This window comes from Rhodovulum sp. YNF3179 (assembly GCF_050586465.1).
Taxonomy (GTDB): domain Bacteria; phylum Pseudomonadota; class Alphaproteobacteria; order Rhodobacterales; family Rhodobacteraceae; genus CAJXYS01.
Genome location: NZ_JBOCEG010000003.1, coordinates 355,631 through 375,851, shown reverse-complemented (window position 1 = coordinate 375,851; position 20,221 = coordinate 355,631). Strand labels below are relative to the sequence as shown.

At 68.5% G+C, this 20,221-nt stretch carries 21 protein-coding genes; 8 read left to right on the top strand and 13 right to left on the bottom strand.

Annotation, left to right across the window (positions count from 1 at the left end):
- Nucleotides 1-52: 52 nt before the first annotated feature.
- From ACQ5SP_RS07190 to ACQ5SP_RS07140, 11 genes are all read right to left on the bottom strand, one after another.
- Nucleotides 53-1,315 carry an FCSD flavin-binding domain-containing protein gene (locus ACQ5SP_RS07190; protein WP_430937671.1) on the bottom strand — a complete coding sequence of 421 codons (1,263 nt, stop codon included), beginning with the start codon at nucleotides 1,313-1,315 and terminating at the stop codon, nucleotides 53-55.
- A gap of 39 nt (nucleotides 1,316-1,354) precedes the next feature.
- Nucleotides 1,355-2,059, bottom strand: a complete 705-nt coding sequence (locus tag ACQ5SP_RS07185) for a c-type cytochrome (RefSeq protein WP_430937670.1) — start codon at nucleotides 2,057-2,059, stop codon at nucleotides 1,355-1,357.
- A 172-nt stretch (nucleotides 2,060-2,231) separates the two neighbouring features.
- Entirely contained in the window at nucleotides 2,232-3,299 is a 1,068-nt protein-coding gene (locus ACQ5SP_RS07180; protein ID WP_430937669.1) for a c-type cytochrome, read from the bottom strand.
- Nucleotides 3,283-4,548: a sulfite dehydrogenase gene (gene soxC, locus ACQ5SP_RS07175; protein WP_430937668.1), complete on the bottom strand. Its 1,266-nt coding sequence runs from the start codon at nucleotides 4,546-4,548 to the stop codon at nucleotides 3,283-3,285. The genes ACQ5SP_RS07180 and soxC overlap by 17 nt, the downstream gene beginning before the upstream one ends.
- A 75-nt stretch (nucleotides 4,549-4,623) precedes the next feature.
- Nucleotides 4,624-6,318, bottom strand: coding sequence for a thiosulfohydrolase SoxB (gene soxB / locus ACQ5SP_RS07170; RefSeq protein ID WP_430937667.1), 1,695 nt, complete (start codon nucleotides 6,316-6,318; stop codon nucleotides 4,624-4,626).
- 140 nt (nucleotides 6,319-6,458) lie between these two features.
- On the bottom strand, nucleotides 6,459-7,319 hold the full coding sequence (gene soxA / locus ACQ5SP_RS07165; RefSeq protein WP_430937666.1) for a sulfur oxidation c-type cytochrome SoxA: 861 nt from the start codon (nucleotides 7,317-7,319) through the stop codon (nucleotides 6,459-6,461).
- Between the two features lie 48 nt (nucleotides 7,320-7,367).
- Entirely contained in the window at nucleotides 7,368-7,697 is a 330-nt protein-coding gene (gene soxZ / locus ACQ5SP_RS07160) for a thiosulfate oxidation carrier complex protein SoxZ (protein ID WP_430937665.1), read from the bottom strand.
- Nucleotides 7,698-7,716: 19 nt separating this feature from the next.
- On the bottom strand, nucleotides 7,717-8,133 hold the full coding sequence (soxY, locus tag ACQ5SP_RS07155) for a thiosulfate oxidation carrier protein SoxY (RefSeq protein ID WP_430937664.1): 417 nt from the start codon (nucleotides 8,131-8,133) through the stop codon (nucleotides 7,717-7,719).
- 35 nt (nucleotides 8,134-8,168) lie between these two features.
- On the bottom strand, nucleotides 8,169-8,651 hold the full coding sequence (soxX, locus tag ACQ5SP_RS07150) for a sulfur oxidation c-type cytochrome SoxX (RefSeq protein WP_430937663.1): 483 nt from the start codon (nucleotides 8,649-8,651) through the stop codon (nucleotides 8,169-8,171).
- A 109-nt stretch (nucleotides 8,652-8,760) separates the two neighbouring features.
- Nucleotides 8,761-9,330 carry a SoxW family protein gene (locus tag ACQ5SP_RS07145; protein WP_430937662.1) on the bottom strand — a complete coding sequence of 190 codons (570 nt, stop codon included), beginning with the start codon at nucleotides 9,328-9,330 and terminating at the stop codon, nucleotides 8,761-8,763.
- A gap of 11 nt (nucleotides 9,331-9,341) precedes the next feature.
- Nucleotides 9,342-10,079: a cytochrome c biogenesis CcdA family protein gene (locus tag ACQ5SP_RS07140; RefSeq protein WP_430937661.1), complete on the bottom strand. Its 738-nt coding sequence runs from the start codon at nucleotides 10,077-10,079 to the stop codon at nucleotides 9,342-9,344.
- Between the two features lie 79 nt (nucleotides 10,080-10,158).
- On the opposite strand from ACQ5SP_RS07140, the gene ACQ5SP_RS07135 reads away from it, so the two are divergent.
- The 4 genes from ACQ5SP_RS07135 to ACQ5SP_RS07120 are packed head-to-tail and all read left to right on the top strand — an operon-like array spanning nucleotide 10,159 to nucleotide 12,529.
- Nucleotides 10,159-10,545: a hypothetical protein gene (locus ACQ5SP_RS07135; protein WP_430937660.1), complete on the top strand. Its 387-nt coding sequence runs from the start codon at nucleotides 10,159-10,161 to the stop codon at nucleotides 10,543-10,545.
- Entirely contained in the window at nucleotides 10,542-11,048 is a 507-nt protein-coding gene (locus tag ACQ5SP_RS07130; protein WP_430937659.1) for a GlcG/HbpS family heme-binding protein, read from the top strand. Before ACQ5SP_RS07135 ends, ACQ5SP_RS07130 begins: the two co-directional genes overlap by 4 nt.
- A 22-nt stretch (nucleotides 11,049-11,070) precedes the next feature.
- Nucleotides 11,071-11,448 (top strand): ArsR/SmtB family transcription factor, encoded by a 378-nt coding sequence (locus tag ACQ5SP_RS07125; protein WP_430937658.1) that lies wholly within the window; start codon nucleotides 11,071-11,073, stop codon nucleotides 11,446-11,448.
- A gap of 34 nt (nucleotides 11,449-11,482) precedes the next feature.
- Nucleotides 11,483-12,529, top strand: coding sequence for a YeeE/YedE family protein (locus ACQ5SP_RS07120; protein ID WP_430937657.1), 1,047 nt, complete (start codon nucleotides 11,483-11,485; stop codon nucleotides 12,527-12,529).
- Between the two features lie 20 nt (nucleotides 12,530-12,549).
- Here ACQ5SP_RS07120 and ACQ5SP_RS07115 read toward each other — a convergent pair whose 3' ends face one another.
- The gene (locus ACQ5SP_RS07115; protein ID WP_430937656.1) at nucleotides 12,550-13,194 is read right to left on the bottom strand and encodes a phosphoribosyltransferase; all 645 of its coding nucleotides are present in this window, start codon (nucleotides 13,192-13,194) and stop codon (nucleotides 12,550-12,552) included.
- A gap of 146 nt (nucleotides 13,195-13,340) precedes the next feature.
- Between ACQ5SP_RS07115 and ACQ5SP_RS07110 the strand changes: the two genes are divergently transcribed.
- The 4 genes from ACQ5SP_RS07110 to ACQ5SP_RS07095 all read left to right on the top strand — a co-directional run bounded on the left by ACQ5SP_RS07110 (nucleotide 13,341) and on the right by ACQ5SP_RS07095 (nucleotide 18,665).
- A complete protein-coding gene (locus tag ACQ5SP_RS07110) occupies nucleotides 13,341-14,519 on the top strand; it encodes an aminotransferase (protein ID WP_430937655.1) in 1,179 nt (392 codons plus the stop codon).
- Nucleotides 14,520-14,598: 79 nt separating this feature from the next.
- Nucleotides 14,599-16,452, top strand: coding sequence for a SurA N-terminal domain-containing protein (locus ACQ5SP_RS07105; protein ID WP_430937654.1), 1,854 nt, complete (start codon nucleotides 14,599-14,601; stop codon nucleotides 16,450-16,452).
- Between the two features lie 10 nt (nucleotides 16,453-16,462).
- A complete protein-coding gene (gene trpE / locus ACQ5SP_RS07100) occupies nucleotides 16,463-17,977 on the top strand; it encodes an anthranilate synthase component I (RefSeq protein WP_430937777.1) in 1,515 nt (504 codons plus the stop codon).
- Nucleotides 17,978-18,032: 55 nt separating this feature from the next.
- A complete protein-coding gene (locus ACQ5SP_RS07095; RefSeq protein ID WP_430937653.1) occupies nucleotides 18,033-18,665 on the top strand; it encodes a class I SAM-dependent methyltransferase in 633 nt (210 codons plus the stop codon).
- Here ACQ5SP_RS07095 and ACQ5SP_RS07090 read toward each other — a convergent pair.
- Nucleotides 18,662-20,167, bottom strand: a complete 1,506-nt coding sequence (locus tag ACQ5SP_RS07090; protein ID WP_430937652.1) for a divergent polysaccharide deacetylase family protein — start codon at nucleotides 20,165-20,167, stop codon at nucleotides 18,662-18,664. The genes ACQ5SP_RS07095 and ACQ5SP_RS07090 overlap by 4 nt on opposite strands.
- Between the last annotated feature and the right edge of the window lie 54 nt (nucleotides 20,168-20,221).

Here is a 20,221-nt window from a genome sequence, read left to right as displayed (position 1 = left end):
AAAAGGCCCCCGCCGCGGCGGGGGCCCTTCCTCCTCCTCCCCGAGGATTCTGTCAGCCGAACATATCCGAGGTGATGCCGTCGTACCAGCCGATGCTTTCCTCGTAGGTCGCCTTGCGCAGTGCCGCATCCTCGCCGGTCTGGCTGATGAAGCCGTCGGTCTTGGCGATCTTCTCATCCGTCGCCTCGTAGCTCGCGCCGACCTTGACGCCGTCATCGGTGTCGATCAGCGACCAGCAGGTGTTGGCGAACTTGGCCGGGAACATGCGGCTGTCGGTCAGCGCGGCGCGCACCGCCATCGCGGCGACCTTGGCCTGGCTGTTGGCCGAGAAGCCGGATTTCGGCATGTCGCCCTGGTCCGTGGCGTCGCCCAGGATATGGATGTTCTCGTCCATGCGGCTGGCCATCGTGTGCGGCACGACCGGGGCCCAGTTGCCGTCGGTCAGGCCGGCCTCGGCACAGATGCGCCCGGCTTTCTGCGCCGGAATGACGTTGCAGGCGTCGACCTTTTCCACGACCCCGTCGATGACGATTTCCATGGCGGCCGGCCGCACCTCGACATTCTCGCCGCCGAAATCCGGGCCGATGCGCTCGACCATGCCGGGATAATGCTTGTTCCAGCCCTCCTCGAAGAGCGCCTGTTTCGAGAACTTGGCCTTGGGGTCGGCCACAAGGATCCGCGCGGTCGGGTTAATCTGCTGCAGCAGATGGGCCACCATCGAGATCCGCTCATAGGGTCCCGGCGGGCAGCGATAGGGGTTGGGCGGGGCCACCATGCCGAAGACGCCGCCCTCGGGCATCGCCTCGATCTGGGCCTTGAGAAGCTGGGTCTGGCTGCCGGCCTTGTAGGCATGCGGCATCGCGTTCTGCTCGGCCACGGACCAGCCCGGCACCGAGCCCTCGACGAAATCGATGCCCGGCGAGAGGATCAGCCTGTCATAGGGCAGCGCGCCCCCGCCGGCGAGCTCCACCGTCCGGGCGTCCCTGTCGACGCCGGTCGCCCAGTCATGCACCACGTTGATGCCGTACTCCGCCGCCAGCGTTCCATAGCTGTGACCGATCGAGGCGAAGTCGCGGAAGCCGCCGATATAGAGGTTCGAGAAGAAGCAGGTATAGTAGCTGCGCGAGGGTTCGATCAGCGTCACGTCGATGGCGCCGTCGCTGTCCTTGGCGATGTAGCGCGCCGCCGTGGCGCCGCCGGCGCCGCCCCCGACCACCACCACGCGCGGCCGGGCCTGGCCGAGAACTTGCGGCGCGGCCAGCATGGCCGAAGCGGCCGCCGACGCGCCGAGGAAGCTGCGTCTGTTGAGTTTCATGATACTCCTCCCTGGTTAAGTGAACGTCGCGCCCCGGATTCAGTCGTCCGGGTTCGCGAAATAGGCGGCCAGCGCCGCGATCTCTTCGTTGGAGAGACGCCCCGCGATCATCTGCATCACGGGATGCGGGCGCAGCTCGCGCTTGTAGGCATGCATGGCGACGACGAAATCCTCCTCGGGCCAGTAGATGATCGAGGGAATGCCCGAATCCGAGCCGTCGCTCTGATGGCAGGTCGTGCACTCGCTCGAGAGGTATTCGCCATATTCCGGGTCCCCCTGTATCGCCAGGATCTCCGGGTCGACGTCATGGTCGGTGGGCATCGCCGTGGGAGCCGCCTCGGGGATGTTGGCCGGATCGTCGGAAAACGCCCGCAGATAGGCCAGCACGTCGGCCCGCTCGCCGGCATCCTCGATTCCGGGGAAGCTCATCCGGGTGCCCGACACCAGGGCGCGCGGCATCTCGATATAGGCGTCGAGCGTCTCGAGCGTCCAGGTCAGCCCGTCGGCCCCCATGCGCTGCATCGGCTGCGAATAGCGGAAGTCGTCCAATGCGCCGGCGCGGCGTCCGAAAATCCCGTTCAGATGCGGGCCGATCCCGTTCTCGGCGCCCTCTCCGATCTCGTGGCAGCCACTGCACTGTCCCCAGAGGTCCGCACCCCGCTCCGGGTCGCCGAGATCCTGCGCCAAGACGGCCGGCGGCAGGCTGAAAAGGCAGAAACAGGCAAGGAGCGACCGGATACGCATGACGAAACATTGCATCAAAATCCGGAGCTCATCAACAATATTCGAATACGTTCTTGCGGATGTATCGTGCAGCCCGGCACACCCGCCGGCGCAGGCGGCATCGCGGTCCCCGACAGCAGAACGGGCGGCCCCGAGGGACCGCCCGTTTCCAAATGCTTTCAAGGCGATAGCCTTACTCGGACGCGGCCTGCAGGTAGGCGGTGATCGCCGCGAGTTCCTCGTCCTTGCGCAGGCCGGCAAACGACATGCGGTTGCCCTTGATGTAGCCGCGCGGATCCTCGAGATAGGCTTGGACGGTCTCGTCGTTCCAGACCAGCCCGCCCTCGCCGGCCTCCACCATCGCAGGGGAGTAGCGGAAGCCATCGAGCGTGCCCGCGGTGCGGCCCATGATGCCGTTCAGATGCGGCCCGACGCGGTTCTTCGCGCCCTCGCCGATCATGTGGCAGGCCTGGCACTTGCGGAAGACCTTCTCGCCGGCGGCGACCAGCTCGGGATCCGGCGCAGCCGTCTCTTCTGCGGCGGGAGCCTCGGCTTCGGCCGTCTCGGTGGTCGCGGCCTCCGTCGTCTCGGCCTCGGCCAGTTCCTCGGCGGCCGACTCGACGCGTTCACGCGCGGCGGCGTCCTCGGGGGTCACGTCGATGACGGCGGCCCGCTTGGTGATCTCGACCGTGTCCTTGCAGTCCTCCATGCAGGGTTCGCGGACGAAGGCCGCGAACTCGGTCTCTTCACGGTCATCCATGAAGAAGCCGTCCTCGTTCGGCAGCGAGACCTCTGCGAAGTTGTCCCGGGACAGCTCGAAGTCGAGATCCTCGAGGAAATTGAGATAGAGGATATAGGCCGTCAGCGCGTAGGTCTCGTCGGCGGTCAGCGACTGCGCCTCGCCGAAGGGCATGGCGCGGTGCACGTAGTCGTAGACCGTCGAGAGGTACGGCCAGTAGGAGCCCACCGTCTTGACCGGATCCTCGCTGTCGAGCGAGTCCTCGCCGCCGGCCAGCACCGGCCAGCGGCCGCGCGCCTCGCCGAAATCGCCGTGACACACGGCGCAGCGTTCCACGTAGATGACCTCGCCTTCCTCGGCGGTGCCGCTGCCCTCGGGCAGGCCCTGACCGTCGGGACGCACATCGATGTCCCAGGCCGCGATTTCCTCGGGCAGGGCCTCGCGGCCGAGCCCGAATTCCTCTGCCGCGACCGGACCGGCCAGCAGCGTGGTTGCCAGGAGCGCCTTAAGAAACTTCGACATTTTCAGCGATCCCTTTCTCGTTGACATACCAGGTCTGGATGCCGTTGTTGTGGTAGATCGAGTTCTCGCCGCGGAACTTGCGCAGCTCGTCCTTGGTCGGCTGCACGTAGCCGGTGGAATCATGCGCGCGGCTCTGCAGCAGCAGCGGCGAGCCGTCCCAGTCGAACTCGTAGTAGAAACGGTGCATCGACTTCGTCAGCGACGGGCCGTCCATGCGCGCCTGGTGCCAGTTCTTGCCGCCGTCGATCGTGACGTCGACCCGCGGGATGGTGCCGCGGCCGGACCAGGCGACGCCTGTCAGCACCGTGTGGCCCTTGCCGTGCAGGATCGGCGCCTGCGGGCTCGGGTTGGTGATGACGGACTTGGCGTCCATCTCCCAGGTGAAACGCCGCGCGTCGCCGTTTTCCAGCAGGTCGGTGTATTTCGACGTCTCCTCGCGGTGATGCCAGGGCTTGTCGCCCACCTCGATCCGGCGAAGCCACTTGACCCACATGTTGCCTTCCCAGCCCGGCACGACCAGCCGCAGCGGGTAGCCCTGCTCGGGGCGCAGCATCTCGCCGTTCATCTTGAAGGCCACGAGGCAGTCGTCCAGCGCCTTCTCCATCGGGACCGACCGGGTCATGCCGGAGGCATCGGCGCCCTCGGGCAGGATCCACTTGGCGTTGGTCTTGAGACCGGCCTCTTCCAGGATCAGCTTCAGCGGGATGCCCGTGTACATGACGTTGTGGATCATGCCATGGGTGAACTGGCAGCCGTTCAGCTGCGCGCCGCGCCATTCCATGCCGGTATTCGCCGCGCATTCGAGGAAGTAGACGTGGTTTTCCCGCGGGAAGCGCATCAGGTCCTGCATGGTGAAGACCAGCGGCTTGTCCACGAGGCCGTTGATCATCAGCCGGTGCTGGGCCGGGTCGATCTCGGCGATGCCGCCGTGGTGGCGCTCGAAGCAGAGCCCGTTCGGGGTGATGATCCCGTCGAGCTCGTGCAGCGGGGTGAAGTTGACCGACGACACGGTGTCGGCGGTCAGCCATTCGACGTTGCGCCGCTTGACGTGGGACTCGAACTCGCTGGGATAGCCGTAGGGCCGGGCATCCACCCCGTCGCCCAGGTATTGCATCCACGGTTGCAGTTCGGTGATCGCCGGGTCGCCGGCGGCATAGGCCGCGCCGCCCGAGGCAACAGCCCCGCCCGCGGCCAGACCGGCTTTCAAAAAGCCGCGGCGCGTGGTCGAAGGACCAGACTTCTCGGTCATGTGACTCTCCTCCGCATTGTCCTGTATGCCTTTGTATTCGATTTTTTGAATTTGTCTATATGAACGATCGGGACATTATGCCCCGATCACCTTTACCGTGTCGTTGGGCTCGATCTGGATGCGCTCCTTGCGGGCGATGTAGTTTTCCACCACCTCCCAGATCGGCGGGCCCTCGGTGCCCTCGTTCACGCTGGCCCAGCCGGCGACGACATAGGACTTTTCGGGATCGATCAGTTCGCCCGTCTTCAGCAGCGTCATGTTGGTGATGCGCTCGCCCTGCGGCTTGGTCACGTCGATCTGGTAACCCATGCCGCCGACACGCACCATGTCGCCGCCCTGCTGGTAATAGGGGTCCGGGTTGAACAGGTTGTCGGCGACGTCCTCCATGATGACGTGCAGCATCTCGCCGGTCATCTCGGAGCGGTAGGCCTCGGGATAGGTCATCGCGGTGGCGTTGAAGATATCCTCGCGCGTGATCGCGTCGCCCGGGATCAGGCTCGGCCCCCAGCGGAAGCCGGGGCTGAGCGCGATGTCGGCCTCGCGTTCGTCGATGAGCGCGTTGCAGATCAGGTCGTCCCACGTCCCGTTGAAGTTGCCGCGGCGGTAGAGCAGGCTGTCGGTGTGCCCGATCACCTCCGAGAGCTCGGCCTCGAAGGGCGCGCGCTGTTCGTCGATCACCGCCGCCACCTGCGCGTCCGGTGCGATCACGTCCGAGAAGATCGGGATCAGCTTGTGGCGGAAGCCCTTCATCTCGCCGTCGCGGACGTCGAGATCCAGGCGGCTGACGAACTTGCCGTTGGAGCCCGACGCGATCAGCAGCGTGTTGCCCACGCGCACGGGTTCGGGCAGCGCGTCATGGGTGTGGCCCGTCAGGATCACGTCGATGCCCTCGATCTGGCCGGCCATCTTGCGGTCCACGTCGAAGCCGTTGTGGCTGAGCACCACGACGAGATCGGCGCCCTGCTCCTCGCGGACTTCCCGGACCAGCGACGCCATGCGTTCGTCGCGGATGCCGAAGGAGAGGTCCGGGAACATCCAGCCGGGGTTGGCGATCGGCATGTAGGGGAAGGCCTGGCCGATCACGGCGATCTTCGCGCCGCCGCGCTCGAAGATCTCGTAGGGCTGGTAGGCCGGCTCGTCCCACATCGCGTCGAAGATGTTGGCGCCCAGGAAGGGGAACGGCAGGCCTTCGACGATCTCGTTCACCCGGTCGATGCCGAGGGTGAATTCCCAGTGGCTGGTCATCGCGTCGGGTTTCAGCGCGTTCATGACGTTGACCATGTCCTGCGCCTCGGTCTTCAGCGTGGTGTAGGAGCCGTGCCAGGTGTCGCCACCGTCCAGCAGCAGCGCGTCCGGACGCTCGGCCCGGATCGAATTGATCACGGTCGCCACGCGGTCGAGCCCGCCCATGCGGCCGTAGCCCTTGGCGAGCGAGACGAAATCCACATAGGTCAGCGCATAGGCCTCGGGGGTGCCGGGCGCGATCCCGTAGAGATCGAGGAAGTCGCGGCCGGTGACATGCGGCGGCAGCCCGTCGACGGCCCCGACGCCGATGTTGATTTCCGGCTCGCGGAAGTAGACCGGCTTCATCTGGCCGTGGATGTCGGTGACGTGGATGAGCGTGACATTGCCCATCGTGTCGAAGTCGAGCAGCTGATCCTGGGTCAGCGCCTGCTGCGCGGCGAGCCTCGCCCAGTTGCCGATGCCCGATGCACCATAGACGGCCGAAGCCGCCACCGTCGCCTGAAGGAAATCTCTGCGGGAGATCATTGCGCTCTACTCCTGACTTCGCGTGACCGCGTTACGAGCTGTCCGTTCGGCGCACGCCCCGGCGTGTCCGTCGCAACGCGCGTTTCAAGAAAAAGGATCAAACGAATGGGCCCGCGCCGGTGCGGCGCGGGCCCTCTGTCTTAGTTCCGCACGGCGGGGGCCTCGACCGAGAGGCCGTTGCCGCGCGAGGCAACGTAGAGCTGCAGCGCCACGAAATCATCCGACCCGGGGCTGAAGGTTTCGGCGCGGGTGTCGCGCACGCACCCCTTGAACCGCCCGTGGATCGAGTTCAGCCGCGCGTTCTTGAGCCGGTAGGTCGGGAAGCCGTTGATCTGGCCCTGGCTCAGGTGGTCGGCGCGGATGAAGTTGTCGTGGTTGTCCTCGTGGCAGTTCGCGCAGGAAAGCTCCAGCTGGCCCGTCCGGGTGTAGTAGAGCTCCTTGCCCCGCTCCCAGGTCTCGCGCGCCGGGCCGTCGATGGCGACGTTGACCGGCATGCCACGCGACGGCACCGAGATGAGCGCGGTCATGTTGCGCATCGGGGTGGAGGTCCAGCCCCAGGCATCCGCGCCCATGCGGTTCTCGCGGCAGTCGTTGACGTACTTCTCGAGGGTCCAGACTTCGCCGGCCTCCTCGTTCCACTTCGGCATCACCGCGCGCAGGCCCTTCATGCTTTCCTCCGGCGTGCCGTGACACGACGCGCAGGACTTGCCTTCGGAGCCTTCGGCGGTGTTCCAGGACGCCCGCGCCTCGTCGACGAAGATCATCGCCGGGTTGTCGAAGTCGTCCATCTGGAATTGCTGGGTCTCGTCGGAACGATAGGTCCAGCCGGACCGGATCGTACTCAGATACTCGACATGTTCCGGAGCCTCCGTCTGCGTGACCATCTCGATCTCGCCATTGACGACCAGATTGTCGTCGGCGTCGGCGAGCGCGGCCCCGCACCCCATGGCGAGGGCCGCTGCCGAGAGACCGAGCGTCTTGCGAAGCGACGATGTTTTCATTCTGTACGTTCCTCCCTGATTATCGTTGTCGACGGTCCGTTCCGACGCTCAGCCGACCGAGATCGACTTCGCTTCCTCGTAGACGGAGCCGTCGTCGTCGTACCAGGTGAACTTGAACTCGCCCCCTTCCGGCACCATCGCCTGGAACTCGAAATAGGGGTTCGTCGAGATCGCCGGCTCCATCGTCACGTCGATCACGTTCTCGCCGTTGAAGTCACAGACGAAGCGGTTGATGATCGAGCGCGGGATGACGTTGCCGTCGCTGTCCTTGCGCTGGCCGGATTCCATCGGGTGGCTGATGAGCGTCTTGATGGTGATGACGTCACCGGCCGAAGCGGAACCCGGAACCTTAACGCGGGGTCTGACACCTTTAGCCATTGTCTTCTACTCCTCTAGATCAGCCGCCGCAGCCGCCGATGGTGACTTTGACCTCGTTCGAGGCGCGCACGAAGCTGCCGTCGCTCATCTTGGCGATGGCGACCACGTCCTGCGTGCCGGCGAGGCGGATACGGGTGGATGCCGACTGCGCCCCGGCCATCGGGCCGAAGTTGAAGGTGCAGACATCCGGGCTCGGGTTGCCGGCGGCCAGCAGCATCACGGCCTCGGCGCCGGGCGCGTCCACGCTGACCGGCACGGTGTTGCCGTTCTCGGCGATTTCCGGGGTGGTCAGGGTCAGACCGCCCTCGCCCAGCTCGGCCCCGCCGGTGAACGCCGCGACGGCGTCATCGACGCTGGCGAAGGCGAAGGACGGAAGGACAGACGCCGCGACTGCGCCGGCACCGACCGCCAGGGCTCCACGTCTCGTAAATTCCATAGCTCTCTCCTATGTGCTCTCGCGACCCCGGGGGATCACATCTCTTTCAGGGTCTTCAGATAGGCGACCACATCCTCGATCTGCTGCGCCGTCAGAAGCGGTGGCAGCGGTTCCTCGGCGGCCTTGCCCGTGAAGCCGTCGCCCGGGCGGATGTAGCCCTCGGTCTTGTAGAAGGACGGCATCATCGATTCCGGGAAGGTCATCTTGGCGTTCGCCACGATGCCGCGAAGCTCGGCCTCCGACCAGCGGGCGCCGGTTCCGTCGAGGGTCGGGCCCACCTCTCCGTGGAAGGGAATGTCGCTCATGTCGCTCACGGCATGGCAGGAGACGCAGTTGCCGAGGCTCTTGGTCGCCATGATTTCCCTGCCGCGTTCGGCATCGCCGGGCGCACCGGTCAGCGATTGCTCGACGGCGCCGTACTCGCCATACGCGACGTCTCCGGGCTTGATCTCGGCGGCGGTGGCCGCCGTCGCGGCGGCAGCGATGGCCCCCGCCACAAGAAACGCGCTGCGCGTCATCCAAATTCCTCCCTTGATTCCGTTTCGTGTTTGACCGCTACCCTAGCCGAGGCACACAATTGCATGCAACAATGAATTCGATTTTCTGCATATGTTGCAGTGCAGCACATCAGTTTTGCTGGGATTCCATAAGCTTGCGGGCGTGATACTTCTGGAAATGCTCCTCGCCCTCGTAGCCTTTTTCGAGCACCCAGGTCAGCAGATTCTTCGTCGTGCCCTTGGCGAAGGCCCCCGGCATGGTCACGACCGCGGCCTCCGACGCCTTCGGCGTGCCCTCCACCGTTTCGGGGAAGAACATCATCGTCGGGGTGAAGACCACGCCCCAGCGCCGCGCCATCGCCTTTTCGGACATCGCGGTGCCGTCGAAGTCGACCACCTCGACATCGCCGAAAAGATTCATCTGCACGACGAAGTAGTTTTCCTCGATCAGCGCATCGATCTCGGGAACGGGAAACACCTCCTCGTGCATCTGTTTGCAGTAGATGCAGCCGCGCTGCTCCCAGATCACCATCAGCCGCTTGCCCTCGGCGGTGGCCTCCTCGAGATCCATGGCCATGTCCTTGAAGGTCTCGCGCAGCCAGTCGGGCTTGTGCAGCCCGTCGTCGCCCATGGGCGCCGCCCCTGCCGCCGGGGCCGCCAGCGCCAGTGCCGCGGCGGCGATCAGTGTCGTCAGTCGCATCCGTTTCCTCCCTAGCCGATCTTCCCGAAGCTCGGGAAGGTTTCAATCATCCATTGCGCGATATACGCGATCGAATTGGTGGCGATCAGCACCGCGAAGACGATCAGCAATAGCCCCATCGCCTTCTCGACATAGCCGAGATACTTGCGGTTGCGTTGCATCCAGCCCAGGAACGGGCGCGCGAAGAAGGCCGCCACCACGAAGGGAAAGGTCATCCCCAGCCCGTAGACCAGCAGCAGCGACCCGCCCTGCCAGAGGCTCTGCTGCATCGAGGCGACCATCAGGATCGCGGCCAGCGCAGGGCCCACGCAGGGCGTCCAGCCGAACCCGAAGGCGAGCCCCATGACGTAGGCCCCCGCGATGGTCGCGGGATTGGCCTGCGCCTCCACCCGCGCCTCCCGGTAGAGGAAGGGAATCCGCATCACGCCCAGGAAATGCAGCCCGAAGACAAGCAGGATCGCGGCCGCGACATAGGAGAGCGGCTCCTTCCACTCGCGGAACACCTGCCCCGCCGCCGTGGCGCCGAGCCCGAGCAGCACGAAGATCGTCGTCACGCCGAGCGCGAAGAAGATCGCCGAGACCACGAGCCGCCGCTGCGCGCCCGGCGCCAGCGTGTTGTCCGACCGCAGCTCGGACATCGAGATCCCGGCCATGTAGGTGAAGTAGAACGGGACGATCGGCAGGATGCAGGGCGACAGGAAGGACAACAGCCCCGCGAGGAGAGCGCCGCCATAGGAAATGTCGAGCATCGCTGCATCCTTGAGTCGAATGTGAAAACAAATTAGAATTTTTGTATATAATGGTATGCCACGTCAACGGAGTTGCTGAATGTACCGGTTGATCGCCCCCTTCCTGCTGGCCCTCGCGGCCCTGGCGCCCCCCGCCGCGGCGGAGATGCGGCTCCTGATGTTCGAGCAGGCGGGCTGCCACTGGTGCGAGCGCTGGCACGAGGAAATCGGGCCGATCTACCCCAAGACCGCCGAGGGCGCGGCCGCCCCGCTGAAGCGGCTGAACATCGCCGGCCCCTATCCCGAGGGGCTCGACCTGGCCAGCCGGCCGCAATTCACGCCGACATTCGTGCTGGTGCGCGACGGCCGGGAACTCGGCCGGATCGAGGGCTACCCGGGCGAAGACTTCTTCTGGGGGCTCGTCGCGGACCTCATCGAAAGCCACGCAGAAACACCGGACACCGAAAGGGAGGACCCACAATCATGATCCGCACAGCCATCGCCGCCGCGACCGCGCTCGCCGTTTCCGCGGGCGCCGCCGCTGCCCAGGACGACGACGCCTTCGTGGAATTCGAGGTTCTGAAACCTTCCGTCGCGACCAAGCTCGCCGTCGCCACGATGGAAGCCTGCCGCGCCGCCGGCTACCAGGTGGGCGTCGCGGTCGTGGACCGCTTCGGCGTCACGCAGGTCTTCGTGCGCGACCGCTTTGCCGGCGCCCATGTCGAGGAAACGGCGACGCGCAAGGCCTGGACCGCGGCAAGCTTCCGCACCGACACGCTGGAACTCGACCGCGTCACCCGGCCCGGCGAGCTGTCCGCCGGGATCCGCAACATCTCCCGCGCTCTTCCGCTGGGCGGCGGGATCGTGATAGAAGCCAAGGGATCGGTGATCGGCGGGCTCGGCGTCTCGGGCGCGCCCGGACCCGATCTGGATGATGAGTGTGCGCGTGAAGGTCTGACGGCGATCGAGGACGAGCTTCTCGGCTTCTGACCCGACATAACAAGAGGAGTGCATGGCGCTGACGGCACTCGACAATACAGGTGAGGAAGACCCCGTCGCAACCATCGACGGGCTGGAGATCGACCGGATGGCGGAACACTCCCAGAGCGCGGCCGACTTCATGAAGGCCATGGCGCATGAGGGACGCCTGATGATCCTGTGCCATCTCGTCACCGGCGAGAAATCGGTCACCGAACTCGAAGGCCTCCTGTCGTCGCGGCAGGCCGCGGTCAGCCAGCAGCTGGCCCGGCTGCGGCTGGAGGGGCTCGTCGCCCATCGGCGCGAGGGCAAAACCATCTACTATTCACTCAAGGACGGGCGGGCCAAGCAGGTCATAGAACTGCTCTACGAGATGTTCTGCGGGCCGGACTGCCCGGCGCGACAAAGCTAGGGGCGCCGTCGATGCTGGCGGCGGGGAGGACGTGATGGATGCACTGCCGGCCGGCCTGTTGGCCGCGCTCGTTGGACTGATCGGGGGCCTGATGCTGGGCCTCGCGGCACGGCTGGGAGAGTTTTGCACGCTCGGCGCGATCGAGTCCGCCGCCTATGGCCAGGACCAGCGCCGCCTGCGCATGTGGGGCGTCACCCTCTGCGTTGCGATCATCGGCACCTTCGCGCTGTCGGCGCTCGGGGCCATCGACCTGTCGCTGACGATCTATCACGGCGTCGCCTGGAACCCGGCCGCCAGCGTCGTCGGCGGGCTGCTTTTCGGCTATGGCATGGCCTATGCGGGCAATTGCGGCTTCGGCGCGCTGACCCGTTTCGGCGGCGGCGACCTGCGCGCGCTGGTGGTCGTGGTGGTCATGGCGATCTTCGGTTTCATCACGCTGAACGGCCCGCTCGCGCCGCTGCGCGACGCGATCTTCCCGCAGAGCGCCGCCGACGGCATGCAGGGCGTCGCCCACACCTTCGGGGCGGTGACGGGGCTGCCGCCCTTCGCCATCGCGGTCGTGGTGGGGCTGGGCTTCCTCGCCTGGGCGCTGGCCTACGCGCCGCTCCGGGGCGAGCCGCGCATGATCTTCTGGGCCGTGGTCGCCGGGCTGGCCATCGTCTCCGGGTTCTGGGGCACAAGCGCGCTCTACCATGCCTCCTTCGCCGCCGTGCCCGTCGAGGGCCATACCTACACCGCGCCGCTCGGACGAACCCTGCTCTATCTCATGACCTCGACCGCCGGCGGCCTGTCCTTCCCGGTCGGATCGGTGATCGGCGTGTTGGCCGGCGCCTTTCTCGGCAGCTTCATCCGCGGCCGGTTCCGCTGGGAGGCCTGCGAGGATCCGCGCGAACTGGGCCGGCAGGTGGCCGGCGCGGCGCTGATGGGCATCGGCGGCGTGATCGCGCTCGGCTGCTCGGTCGGCCAGGGACTCTCGGCCTTTGCCACGCTGGCCTGGTCCGCCCCCGTCACGCTGGCGGCGATCGTCGTCGGCGGGCTCGTGGGGCTGCGCCACCTGCTCAGCGGCTTCCAGCCGGAGTGACCGGGACCCGGTGACCGGGGTCAGCCCGCCGACGCGCCCATGAGGCGCACCACCTCGTCGTCGGAGACCTGCTCGAAGCGGTGATAGGCCTGGCCCACCGCCCAGAAGGCCTGCGGCACGGTCAGGCAGACGAGGTCATCCACCGCGCCCTCGAGCCGGGCGACAGTGTCGGGCGGGGCCACCGGCACGGCGAGCACCACGCGCGCGGCCTTGCGCCGGGTCACCGCCTTGAGCGCGGCACGCACCGTGGCGCCCGTGGCGATCCCGTCATCGACCACCACGGCCGTGCGGCCCGCGACCGGCAGGGGCGCGCGCCCGGCGAGGTAAAGCACCCGCCGCCGCCGGATCTCGTCCAGCTGGGTCTCGGCCAGGCGATCGATCTCGGCCCGGTCGAGATGGGCCATCGCCATCACGCTCTCGTTCACGACGATCTCGGGCGCGGCCCCGTTGACCACCGCCGCGGCGGCCAGTTCCGGGTTGCCCGGCACGCCGATCTTGCGCACCATCACCAGGTCGAGCGGCGCACCCAGCCGATCGGCCACGACGCGGCCGATGGGCACGCCGCCCCGCGGCAGGGCCAGGATCACGGGATCCTGCAGATCCATCTGCGCCAGGCGGTCGGCCAGGGCCTCGGCCGCATCGGCGCGGTCGACAAATCGGGTCATGGGCTCCTCCTCTTCGGGGCAAGACTGCCCGAAACCGCCGATGCCATCCTTGATCGAAATCAGCCACGGCGCGGCGCGGCGGCGCCTCTGGCCTTGCCCCCGGACCGGGGGGTGATACGGTCCCGCCAACACGGAGGATCCGGACCATGGCCGCACCGATCAACCCTGCCCTCGCCGGCACCGTCGCCCCCCCTGTCATGGAGGCCCGGCGCTGGATCGAGGAAACCGCGTTTCCGCCGGACAGGCCGCTGCTCAACGTCAGCCAGGCCGCCCCGCTCGACCCGCCGCCCGAACCGCTTCGCCGGGCCATCGCCGAGGCCGCGATGGACGACGCGGGCGCCCATCTCTACGGCCCGGTGCTGGGCCTGCCGGCGCTGCGCGCCGAGGTGGCCGGCCAGTGGTCGCTGGCCTATGGCGGGACGGTCGCGCCGGACCAGGTGGCGATCACCTCGGGCTGCAACCAGGCCTTCTGCGCCGCCGTCGCGACGCTGGCCGGCGCCGGCGACGCGGTGATCCTGCCCACGCCCTGGTATTTCAATCACAAGATGTGGCTCGACATGATGGGGATCGAGGCCCGCGCCCTGCCCTGCGGCGACGACCTCCTGCCGGATCCCGCCGCCGCAGAGGCGCTGATCGGCCCCGGGGTGAAGGCCATCGCGCTGGTCACGCCCAACAACCCGGGCGGCGTCGAGTACCCCGCGGACCTGGTCCATGCCTTCGCCGCGCTGGCCCGGCGCCACGGGCTCGCCCTGATCCTCGACGAGACCTATCGCGACTTCGACTCGCGCCCGGGCGCGCCGCACGACCTGTTCGCGGACCCGGACTGGGACGAGGTGCTGATCCATCTCTACTCCTTCTCCAAGGCCTACCGGCTGACGGGCCACCGCGTCGGCGCGATGATCGCCGGCCGGGCGCGGCTGGCCGAGGCCGAGAAGTTCCTCGACACGGTCACCATCTGCCCCAACCAGCTCGGCCAGCGCGCCGCGCTCTGGGGCCTGCGGAACCTGCGCCAGTGGCTGGCCGGCGAGCGCGCCGAGATCCTGGACCGACGGGCCGCCATGGAAGCCGCCATCGCGGGCCTGCCGGGCTGGCGGCTGCTGGGCTGCGGCGCCTATTTCGCCTATGTCGCGCACCCTTTCGGCACGGGCGGGCCGGCGCTGGCCCGGCGGCTGGTGCAGGAGGCCGGCGTTCTGATGCTGCCCGGCACCATGTTCGCCCCCGACGACGACGCCGCTGCCGCGGGACAGATGCGCATCGCCTTCGCCAATGTCGACCGGGCCGGGATCGGCGCGCTGTCCGACCGGCTCGCCGGCTTTTCCGGCTGACCGCGGGCCGGGGCGCTTGCCCCGGTCGGGCGCAGCCTTTAAGACCGGCTGCGGAACGCGTGATAGGAAAGGCCGCGATATGGCGAAAGCCCTGATTAGCAAAGGCTCCAAAGTCTTCGTCTGGATCCTGCTCGGGCTCCTGATCGTCGGGCTCGCCGGCTTTGGCATCGGTAATTTCGGCGGCTCGGTGCGCAGTGTCGGATCGGTGGGCGACGAGGAAATCACCGTCGACGAATACGCCCGCGCGATCCAGAACGAGCTACGCAACATCCAGGCACGCACCGGCCAGAGCCTCAGCTTCTCCGACGCGCAAGGCTTCGGGCTGGACCGCCAGATCCTGCAGCGCCTCGTGACCACGGCCGCGCTGGATCACGAAATGGCCCGCATCGGGCTGTCGGTGGGCGACGACGCGGTGCGCGCGGAGCTGACCCAGGTGCCGGCCTTCCAGGGCATGGACGGCAACTTCGACCCCGAATCCTACCGCTTCGCGCTGGAACAGGCGAACCTGACCGTGGCCGAGTTCGAACGATCGCTGCGCGAGGACGCCGCGCGCGAGCTTCTGCGCGGCGGGATCAGCGGCGCCGTGGCCCCGGGCGACGCCTATGCCGAACGTGTCGCCGCCTGGCTCGGCGAAGGGCGCAGCTTCCGCTGGGCGCGGGTCGGGTCCGAATTGCTGGTTACCGAAACGCGCCAGCCGACCGAGGCCGAGATCCAGACCCATTACGACGAGAACCCCGGCGCGTTCACCGCGCCCGAGACCCGCAGGATCACCTATGCCTGGCTGACCCCAGACATGCTGGCCGACACCGTCGAGGTCGACGAGACCGCGCTGCGCGCGCTCTACGAGGAACGCAGCGCCGAGTACAACACCCCCGAGCGCCGCCTGCTCGAACGGCTCGTCTTCCCCGGCGCGGACGCCGCCGCCACCGCCGCCGCCGCCATCGAGGCCGGCGAGACCAGTTTCGACACGCTGGTCGCGGATCGCGGCCTGTCGCTCGAGGACGTGGATCTCGGCGAGGTGTCCGAGGGCGAACTCGGCGACGCGGCCGCGGCGGCGGTGTTCGGACGCGACGATCCCGGCGTCGTCGGCCCCGTCGAGACCCGTCTCGGCCCCGCGCTTTTCCGGATCAACGCCGTCCTCGAGGCGCAGTCGGTCCCCTTCGAGGAGGCCCGCGACGACCTGCGCGGCGAGTTCGCCGCCGACCGCGCGCGCCGCGTGATCGAGGACATCATCCCGCAGGTTCAGGATCTTCTGGCCGGTGGCGCCACGCTCGAGGAGATCGCCGAAGAGACCGAGATGCGGCTGGGCGAGATCGGCTTCACCGACGACAGCGAGGACGGCATCGCCGCCTATGACGCCTTCCGCGAGGAGGCCGGCCTGGCCGAACCGGGCGACTTCCCCGAGGTCCGCGACCTGTCCGACGGCGGCATCTTCGCGCTGCGTGTCGACGAGGTGGTGGCGCCGACGCTCCGTCCGCTCGACACGGTGCGCGACGCGGTCGTGGACGCCTGGCGCGCGGCGCAGACCATGAGCCGGCTCTACGACATGGCAAGCGGGATGCGCGACCAGATCGCCGACGGCGCCCGGATGGAAACCGTCGGGCTGACCGCCCGCGACGAGGAGGCCCTGCGCCGCGACGCCTTCATCGAGGAGGCGCCGCCGGCCCTGCTCGAGGCCGTCTTCGCCGCCGAGGTCGACGACGTCGTGCTGGTCGAGGGCGCCGAGGCCATGTTCCTGGCGCGCCTGACCGAGATCGTGCCTTACGACCCGGCGGATCCGGATATCGCCGCGCTGCGCCAGTCGCTGGAACGCCAGCAGGCCCAGGGCATCGCCGAGGATCTCTACGCGCTCTTCGCCGACGCGGTGCGCGCGCGGGCCGGGATCGAGCTGAACCAGGCGGCGATCGACGCCGTCCACGCCCAGTTCCCCTGACGGAGCGCGCATCGTGGCCCTGACCCCGAGTTACGAGGACTTCGAACGCGGCTACGCGGCCGGACGGAACCAGGTGGTCTATGCCCGCCTCGCCGCCGATCTCGACACGCCGGTCTCGCTGATGCTGAAGCTCACCCAGGGGCGGAAGGACAGCTTCATCCTGGAGTCGGTGACCGGCGGCGAGGTGCGCGGGCGGTATTCCATCATCGGGCTGAAACCCGACCTGATCTGGGAATGCCGGGGCGACAGCTCGCGGGTGAACCGCGAGGCGCGGTTCGACCCGGAGGCCTTCGCACCGGTCGCGGGCGACCCGCTGACCGCGCTGCGGGCGCTCATCGAGGAAAGCCGGATCGACCTGCCCGAAGAGCTGCCGGCGGCCGCGGCCGGGCTTTTCGGATATCTCGGCTACGACATGATCCGCCTGGTCGAGACGCTGGGCGCGCCGAACCCCGACCCGCTGGACCTGCCGGACGCGATGCTGCTGCGCCCCTCGGTGGTGGCGGTGCTCGACGGGGTGAAGGGCGAGGTGACCGTGGTCAGCCCCGCCTGGGCCGGCGCGGGGCTTTCGGCGCGCGCGGCCTATGCACAGGCGGCCGAACGGGTGATGGACGCGGTGCGCGATCTAGAGCGGCTCCCAGCCGGCGAGACCCGCGACCTGGGCGAGACCGCCGAGGTGGCGCCGCCGGTTTCGAACTTCGCCAAGCCCGATTACCTGGCCGCCGTCGACAAGGCCAAGGATTACATCCGTGCCGGCGACATCTTCCAGGTGGTGCCGAGCCAGCGCTGGACGCAGGATTTCCCGCTGCCGCCCTTCGCGCTCTACCGCGCGCTCCGGCGCACCAACCCCTCGCCCTTCATGTTTTATTTCAACTTCGGCGGGTTCCAGGTCGTCGGGGCCAGCCCCGAGATCCTGGTGCGCGTCTTCGGCGGCGAGGTCACGATCCGGCCCATCGCCGGCACCCGCCGCCGCGGCGCCACGCCGGAGGAAGACCGGGCGCTCGAAGCCGAGTTGCTGGCCGATGAAAAGGAACGCGCCGAGCACCTGATGCTGCTCGATCTCGGCCGCAACGATGTCGGCCGGGTGGCCCGGATCGGGACGGTCCGCCCGACGGAGGAATTCGTCGTCGAGCGCTACAGCCACGTCATGCATATCGTGTCGAACGTGGTGGGCGATCTGGCCGACGACCAGGACGCGCTCTCGGCGCTGCTGGCCGGCCTGCCCGCGGGCACCGTCTCGGGCGCGCCCAAGGTTCGCGCGATGGAGATCATCGACGAGCTGGAACCCGAGAAGCGCGGCGTCTACGGCGGCGGCGTCGGCTATTTCAGCGCCGGCGGCGACATGGACATGTGCATCGCGCTTCGCACCGCGGTGGTGAAGGAGCAGAAGCTCTACATCCAGGCCGGTGGCGGCGTCGTCCATGACAGCGACCCGGAGGCCGAGTTCGAGGAAACCGTCAACAAGTCCCGCGCCATCCGACGCGCGGCCGAGGATGCCGGGCTCTTCGTGCGCGGGGGCGGCCAGTAGCGGCGCCGTTGCGCCGACCCAGGCCACTGGCTACCATGATCGGGGGAGGCAGGCGATGGGCGACCGCCAGCATTGGGACAGGGTCTATGACGCGCGCGACGAGACGGCGCTGACCTGGTTCGAGGCCGCGCCGACACTTTCGCACGACCTGGTCCGCCGCCACGTCCGGCCCGGGGACGCGATCCTCGACGTCGGCGGCGGCGCATCCCGGCTGGTCGACGCGCTTCTGGAGGACGGGCTCGGCCCGATCACGGTGCTGGATCTTTCGCCCGGCGCACTTGCGGCAAGCCGCGCGCGGCTCGGCCCCCGCGCCGGGTCCGTGACGTGGATCGCGGCTGACATCACCGGCTGGACGCCGCCTCGGCGCTATGCGCTCTGGCATGACCGGGCCGTGTTCCATTTCCTGACAGCACCCTCCGACCGCGCGGCCTATGTCGCGACGATGGCGGCGGCGCTGACGCCGGGCGGGACCGCGATCATCGCCACCTTCGCCCCCGACGGTCCGGAAACTTGTTCCGGCTTGCCGGTGTGTCGCTACAGCCCCGAGACACTCGCCGCCGAGATCGACACCCACGCCCCGGGACGGTTCGTCCCGCTCGGCGCGGCGCGGCACCTGCACCGCACGCCCGAGGGCGCCACGCAGGCCTTCCAGGTCAGCTGGTTCCGCCGCACGGATGCAAGCGCCTAGCGCATCAGCCGAAGCACCGCCGAGACCGGCGCCAGCTCCACCGTTTCGGCCTCTTCCGACAGGGCCCATTCGAAGAGCGCGCGGACCGTGTCCGGAAGGGTGCGGCCGACCATGATCACCCAGCCATCCTCGCGCGCCTTGTAGGCCGCGCGGTCGAGGTAGCGCTTGATCTTCGGGGTGCGCTCGGCCTCGGCATCGAGCATCCGGAACACCGTCGCCGCCGGGACGCCGGCCCGGGCCGCCTTCTTGCGGGTGGTGTTCAGCCCGTCGTCGAAGGTCAGCAGTCCATGGCCGGTCTCCTCGAAGCGGGCGATCACGGCCTCGGCCACGGGCGCGGTGCGCTGGAAGCCGTCCTTCGGCCGGTCGAGCAGCGCCACGCCCCGGTCGATACGCTCGAAGAAGGCCGTAAGCGCCCGGTCGACATCTTCCGGCCCGGCATGCGCCGGCAGCCCGGCCTGCCCCTCGGGCGTCAGGGCGATCACCTCGAAGCCGGCATCGCGCAGCACCGCGGCCCGCGCCGGCGCATCCGCCCGCGCGGGATCGAGTGCGAAGGTGACCGGGAAGTTGAACGTCTTGAGCACGTCGATATCCAGCCCGTCTTCCGGCGCATCGACGAGAACCAGCGACATCAGCGGGCGACCCTGCGGGTTCTCGAAGGCAACCGCGTGACGGCTGAGCGCCCCGAGCGTCGGGCGCACCGGGTCCGCCGGCGCCGCCGTATCTGTCTCGGGCGCGGGAGCCTCGGGCGCCTGCGCCTCTGGCGCGGGGGGCGCGGCTTCGCTGGCCGCGGTCTCGGCGGCCGGCTCGGCGTCTGGCGCCGCCTCCGTCTGCGCCGCGTCTTCCGCGGGTTGCCCGGCGGGGGCGGCAGGCGACGGCGCGGGCGCCTCCGGCGTCGCGTCGGGCGCGGGTTGCGGCGCGGGTTCTGCCGTTTCCGCCTCCGCCGTTTCCACCTCTTCCCCGGTGACGCCGGCGCCCGCGGTCTCGGCCGGGGCCTCGGGGGCCGCGTCCTCGTCGGGGGCGGGCGGTTGCGGGACGTCGGGCAACGCGGCCGGGCTGTCATCGCCCGACGGCATCGGGATCTCGACATCCGGAACCGGAACGCCGAGCGCGCCTTCCGGGATCGCGGGGCCGCTTTCCTCGGCGCGCGGGGCGATCGGGGCAGGTTCGACCGGCCCCGGCGCCGGCGCCTGGGGCTCGACGCTCTGGACGACGTCGGGCGGGGAGGCCGGCGCGGTATCGGTCACCGGCGGCGCCCCGATCTCGTCGTCGGGAGCGGCGGGCTGCGCGGCCTCGCCATCGACCGGCAGATCGGGCACGGGCAGCACCGGGTCGGTGTCCGGCTTTTCGCGGTTGAAGGCCGAGCCGGCCGGCATTTCCATCCGGTCCTGGGCCGGCGCGCCCGACCGTTCCACCGGCGGCGGCGCGAAAAGCGACGCCACGCCGAGGACCAGGATCGAAACGACCGCGCCCCAGATGAATCCCGATAGCAGGCCCCTGCCCATGTCATACCTCCTATATGCCCGCAGGTCGCCCTTGACCACCGCCTGCGGCTCTGA

What these genes read in the sequence shown, in the direction of transcription:
- ACQ5SP_RS07095 (WP_430937653.1), top strand. Translation starts at nt 18,033, where the DNA reads ATGGGCGACCGCCAGCATTGGGACAGGGTCTATGACGCGCGCGACGAG.
- ACQ5SP_RS07180 (WP_430937669.1), bottom strand. Translation starts at nt 3,299, where the DNA reads ATGTCGAAGTTTCTTAAGGCGCTCCTGGCAACCACGCTGCTGGCCGGT.
- ACQ5SP_RS07145 (WP_430937662.1), bottom strand. Translation starts at nt 9,330, where the DNA reads ATGCGACTGACGACACTGATCGCCGCCGCGGCACTGGCGCTGGCGGCC.
- ACQ5SP_RS07110 (WP_430937655.1), top strand. Translation starts at nt 13,341, where the DNA reads ATGGCCGCACCGATCAACCCTGCCCTCGCCGGCACCGTCGCCCCCCCT.
- soxA (WP_430937666.1), bottom strand. Translation starts at nt 7,319, where the DNA reads ATGAAAACATCGTCGCTTCGCAAGACGCTCGGTCTCTCGGCAGCGGCC.
- ACQ5SP_RS07140 (WP_430937661.1), bottom strand. Translation starts at nt 10,079, where the DNA reads ATGCTCGACATTTCCTATGGCGGCGCTCTCCTCGCGGGGCTGTTGTCC.
- ACQ5SP_RS07125 (WP_430937658.1), top strand. Translation starts at nt 11,071, where the DNA reads ATGGCGCTGACGGCACTCGACAATACAGGTGAGGAAGACCCCGTCGCA.
- ACQ5SP_RS07130 (WP_430937659.1), top strand. Translation starts at nt 10,542, where the DNA reads ATGATCCGCACAGCCATCGCCGCCGCGACCGCGCTCGCCGTTTCCGCG.
- soxY (WP_430937664.1), bottom strand. Translation starts at nt 8,133, where the DNA reads ATGGAATTTACGAGACGTGGAGCCCTGGCGGTCGGTGCCGGCGCAGTC.
- soxC (WP_430937668.1), bottom strand. Translation starts at nt 4,548, where the DNA reads ATGACCGAGAAGTCTGGTCCTTCGACCACGCGCCGCGGCTTTTTGAAA.
- soxB (WP_430937667.1), bottom strand. Translation starts at nt 6,318, where the DNA reads ATGATCTCCCGCAGAGATTTCCTTCAGGCGACGGTGGCGGCTTCGGCC.
- soxX (WP_430937663.1), bottom strand. Translation starts at nt 8,651, where the DNA reads ATGACGCGCAGCGCGTTTCTTGTGGCGGGGGCCATCGCTGCCGCCGCG.
- ACQ5SP_RS07090 (WP_430937652.1), bottom strand. Translation starts at nt 20,167, where the DNA reads ATGGGCAGGGGCCTGCTATCGGGATTCATCTGGGGCGCGGTCGTTTCG.
- soxZ (WP_430937665.1), bottom strand. Translation starts at nt 7,697, where the DNA reads ATGGCTAAAGGTGTCAGACCCCGCGTTAAGGTTCCGGGTTCCGCTTCG.
- ACQ5SP_RS07135 (WP_430937660.1), top strand. Translation starts at nt 10,159, where the DNA reads ATGTACCGGTTGATCGCCCCCTTCCTGCTGGCCCTCGCGGCCCTGGCG.
- ACQ5SP_RS07115 (WP_430937656.1), bottom strand. Translation starts at nt 13,194, where the DNA reads ATGACCCGATTTGTCGACCGCGCCGATGCGGCCGAGGCCCTGGCCGAC.
- ACQ5SP_RS07190 (WP_430937671.1), bottom strand. Translation starts at nt 1,315, where the DNA reads ATGAAACTCAACAGACGCAGCTTCCTCGGCGCGTCGGCGGCCGCTTCG.
- ACQ5SP_RS07105 (WP_430937654.1), top strand. Translation starts at nt 14,599, where the DNA reads ATGGCGAAAGCCCTGATTAGCAAAGGCTCCAAAGTCTTCGTCTGGATC.
- ACQ5SP_RS07120 (WP_430937657.1), top strand. Translation starts at nt 11,483, where the DNA reads ATGGATGCACTGCCGGCCGGCCTGTTGGCCGCGCTCGTTGGACTGATC.
- ACQ5SP_RS07185 (WP_430937670.1), bottom strand. Translation starts at nt 2,059, where the DNA reads ATGCGTATCCGGTCGCTCCTTGCCTGTTTCTGCCTTTTCAGCCTGCCG.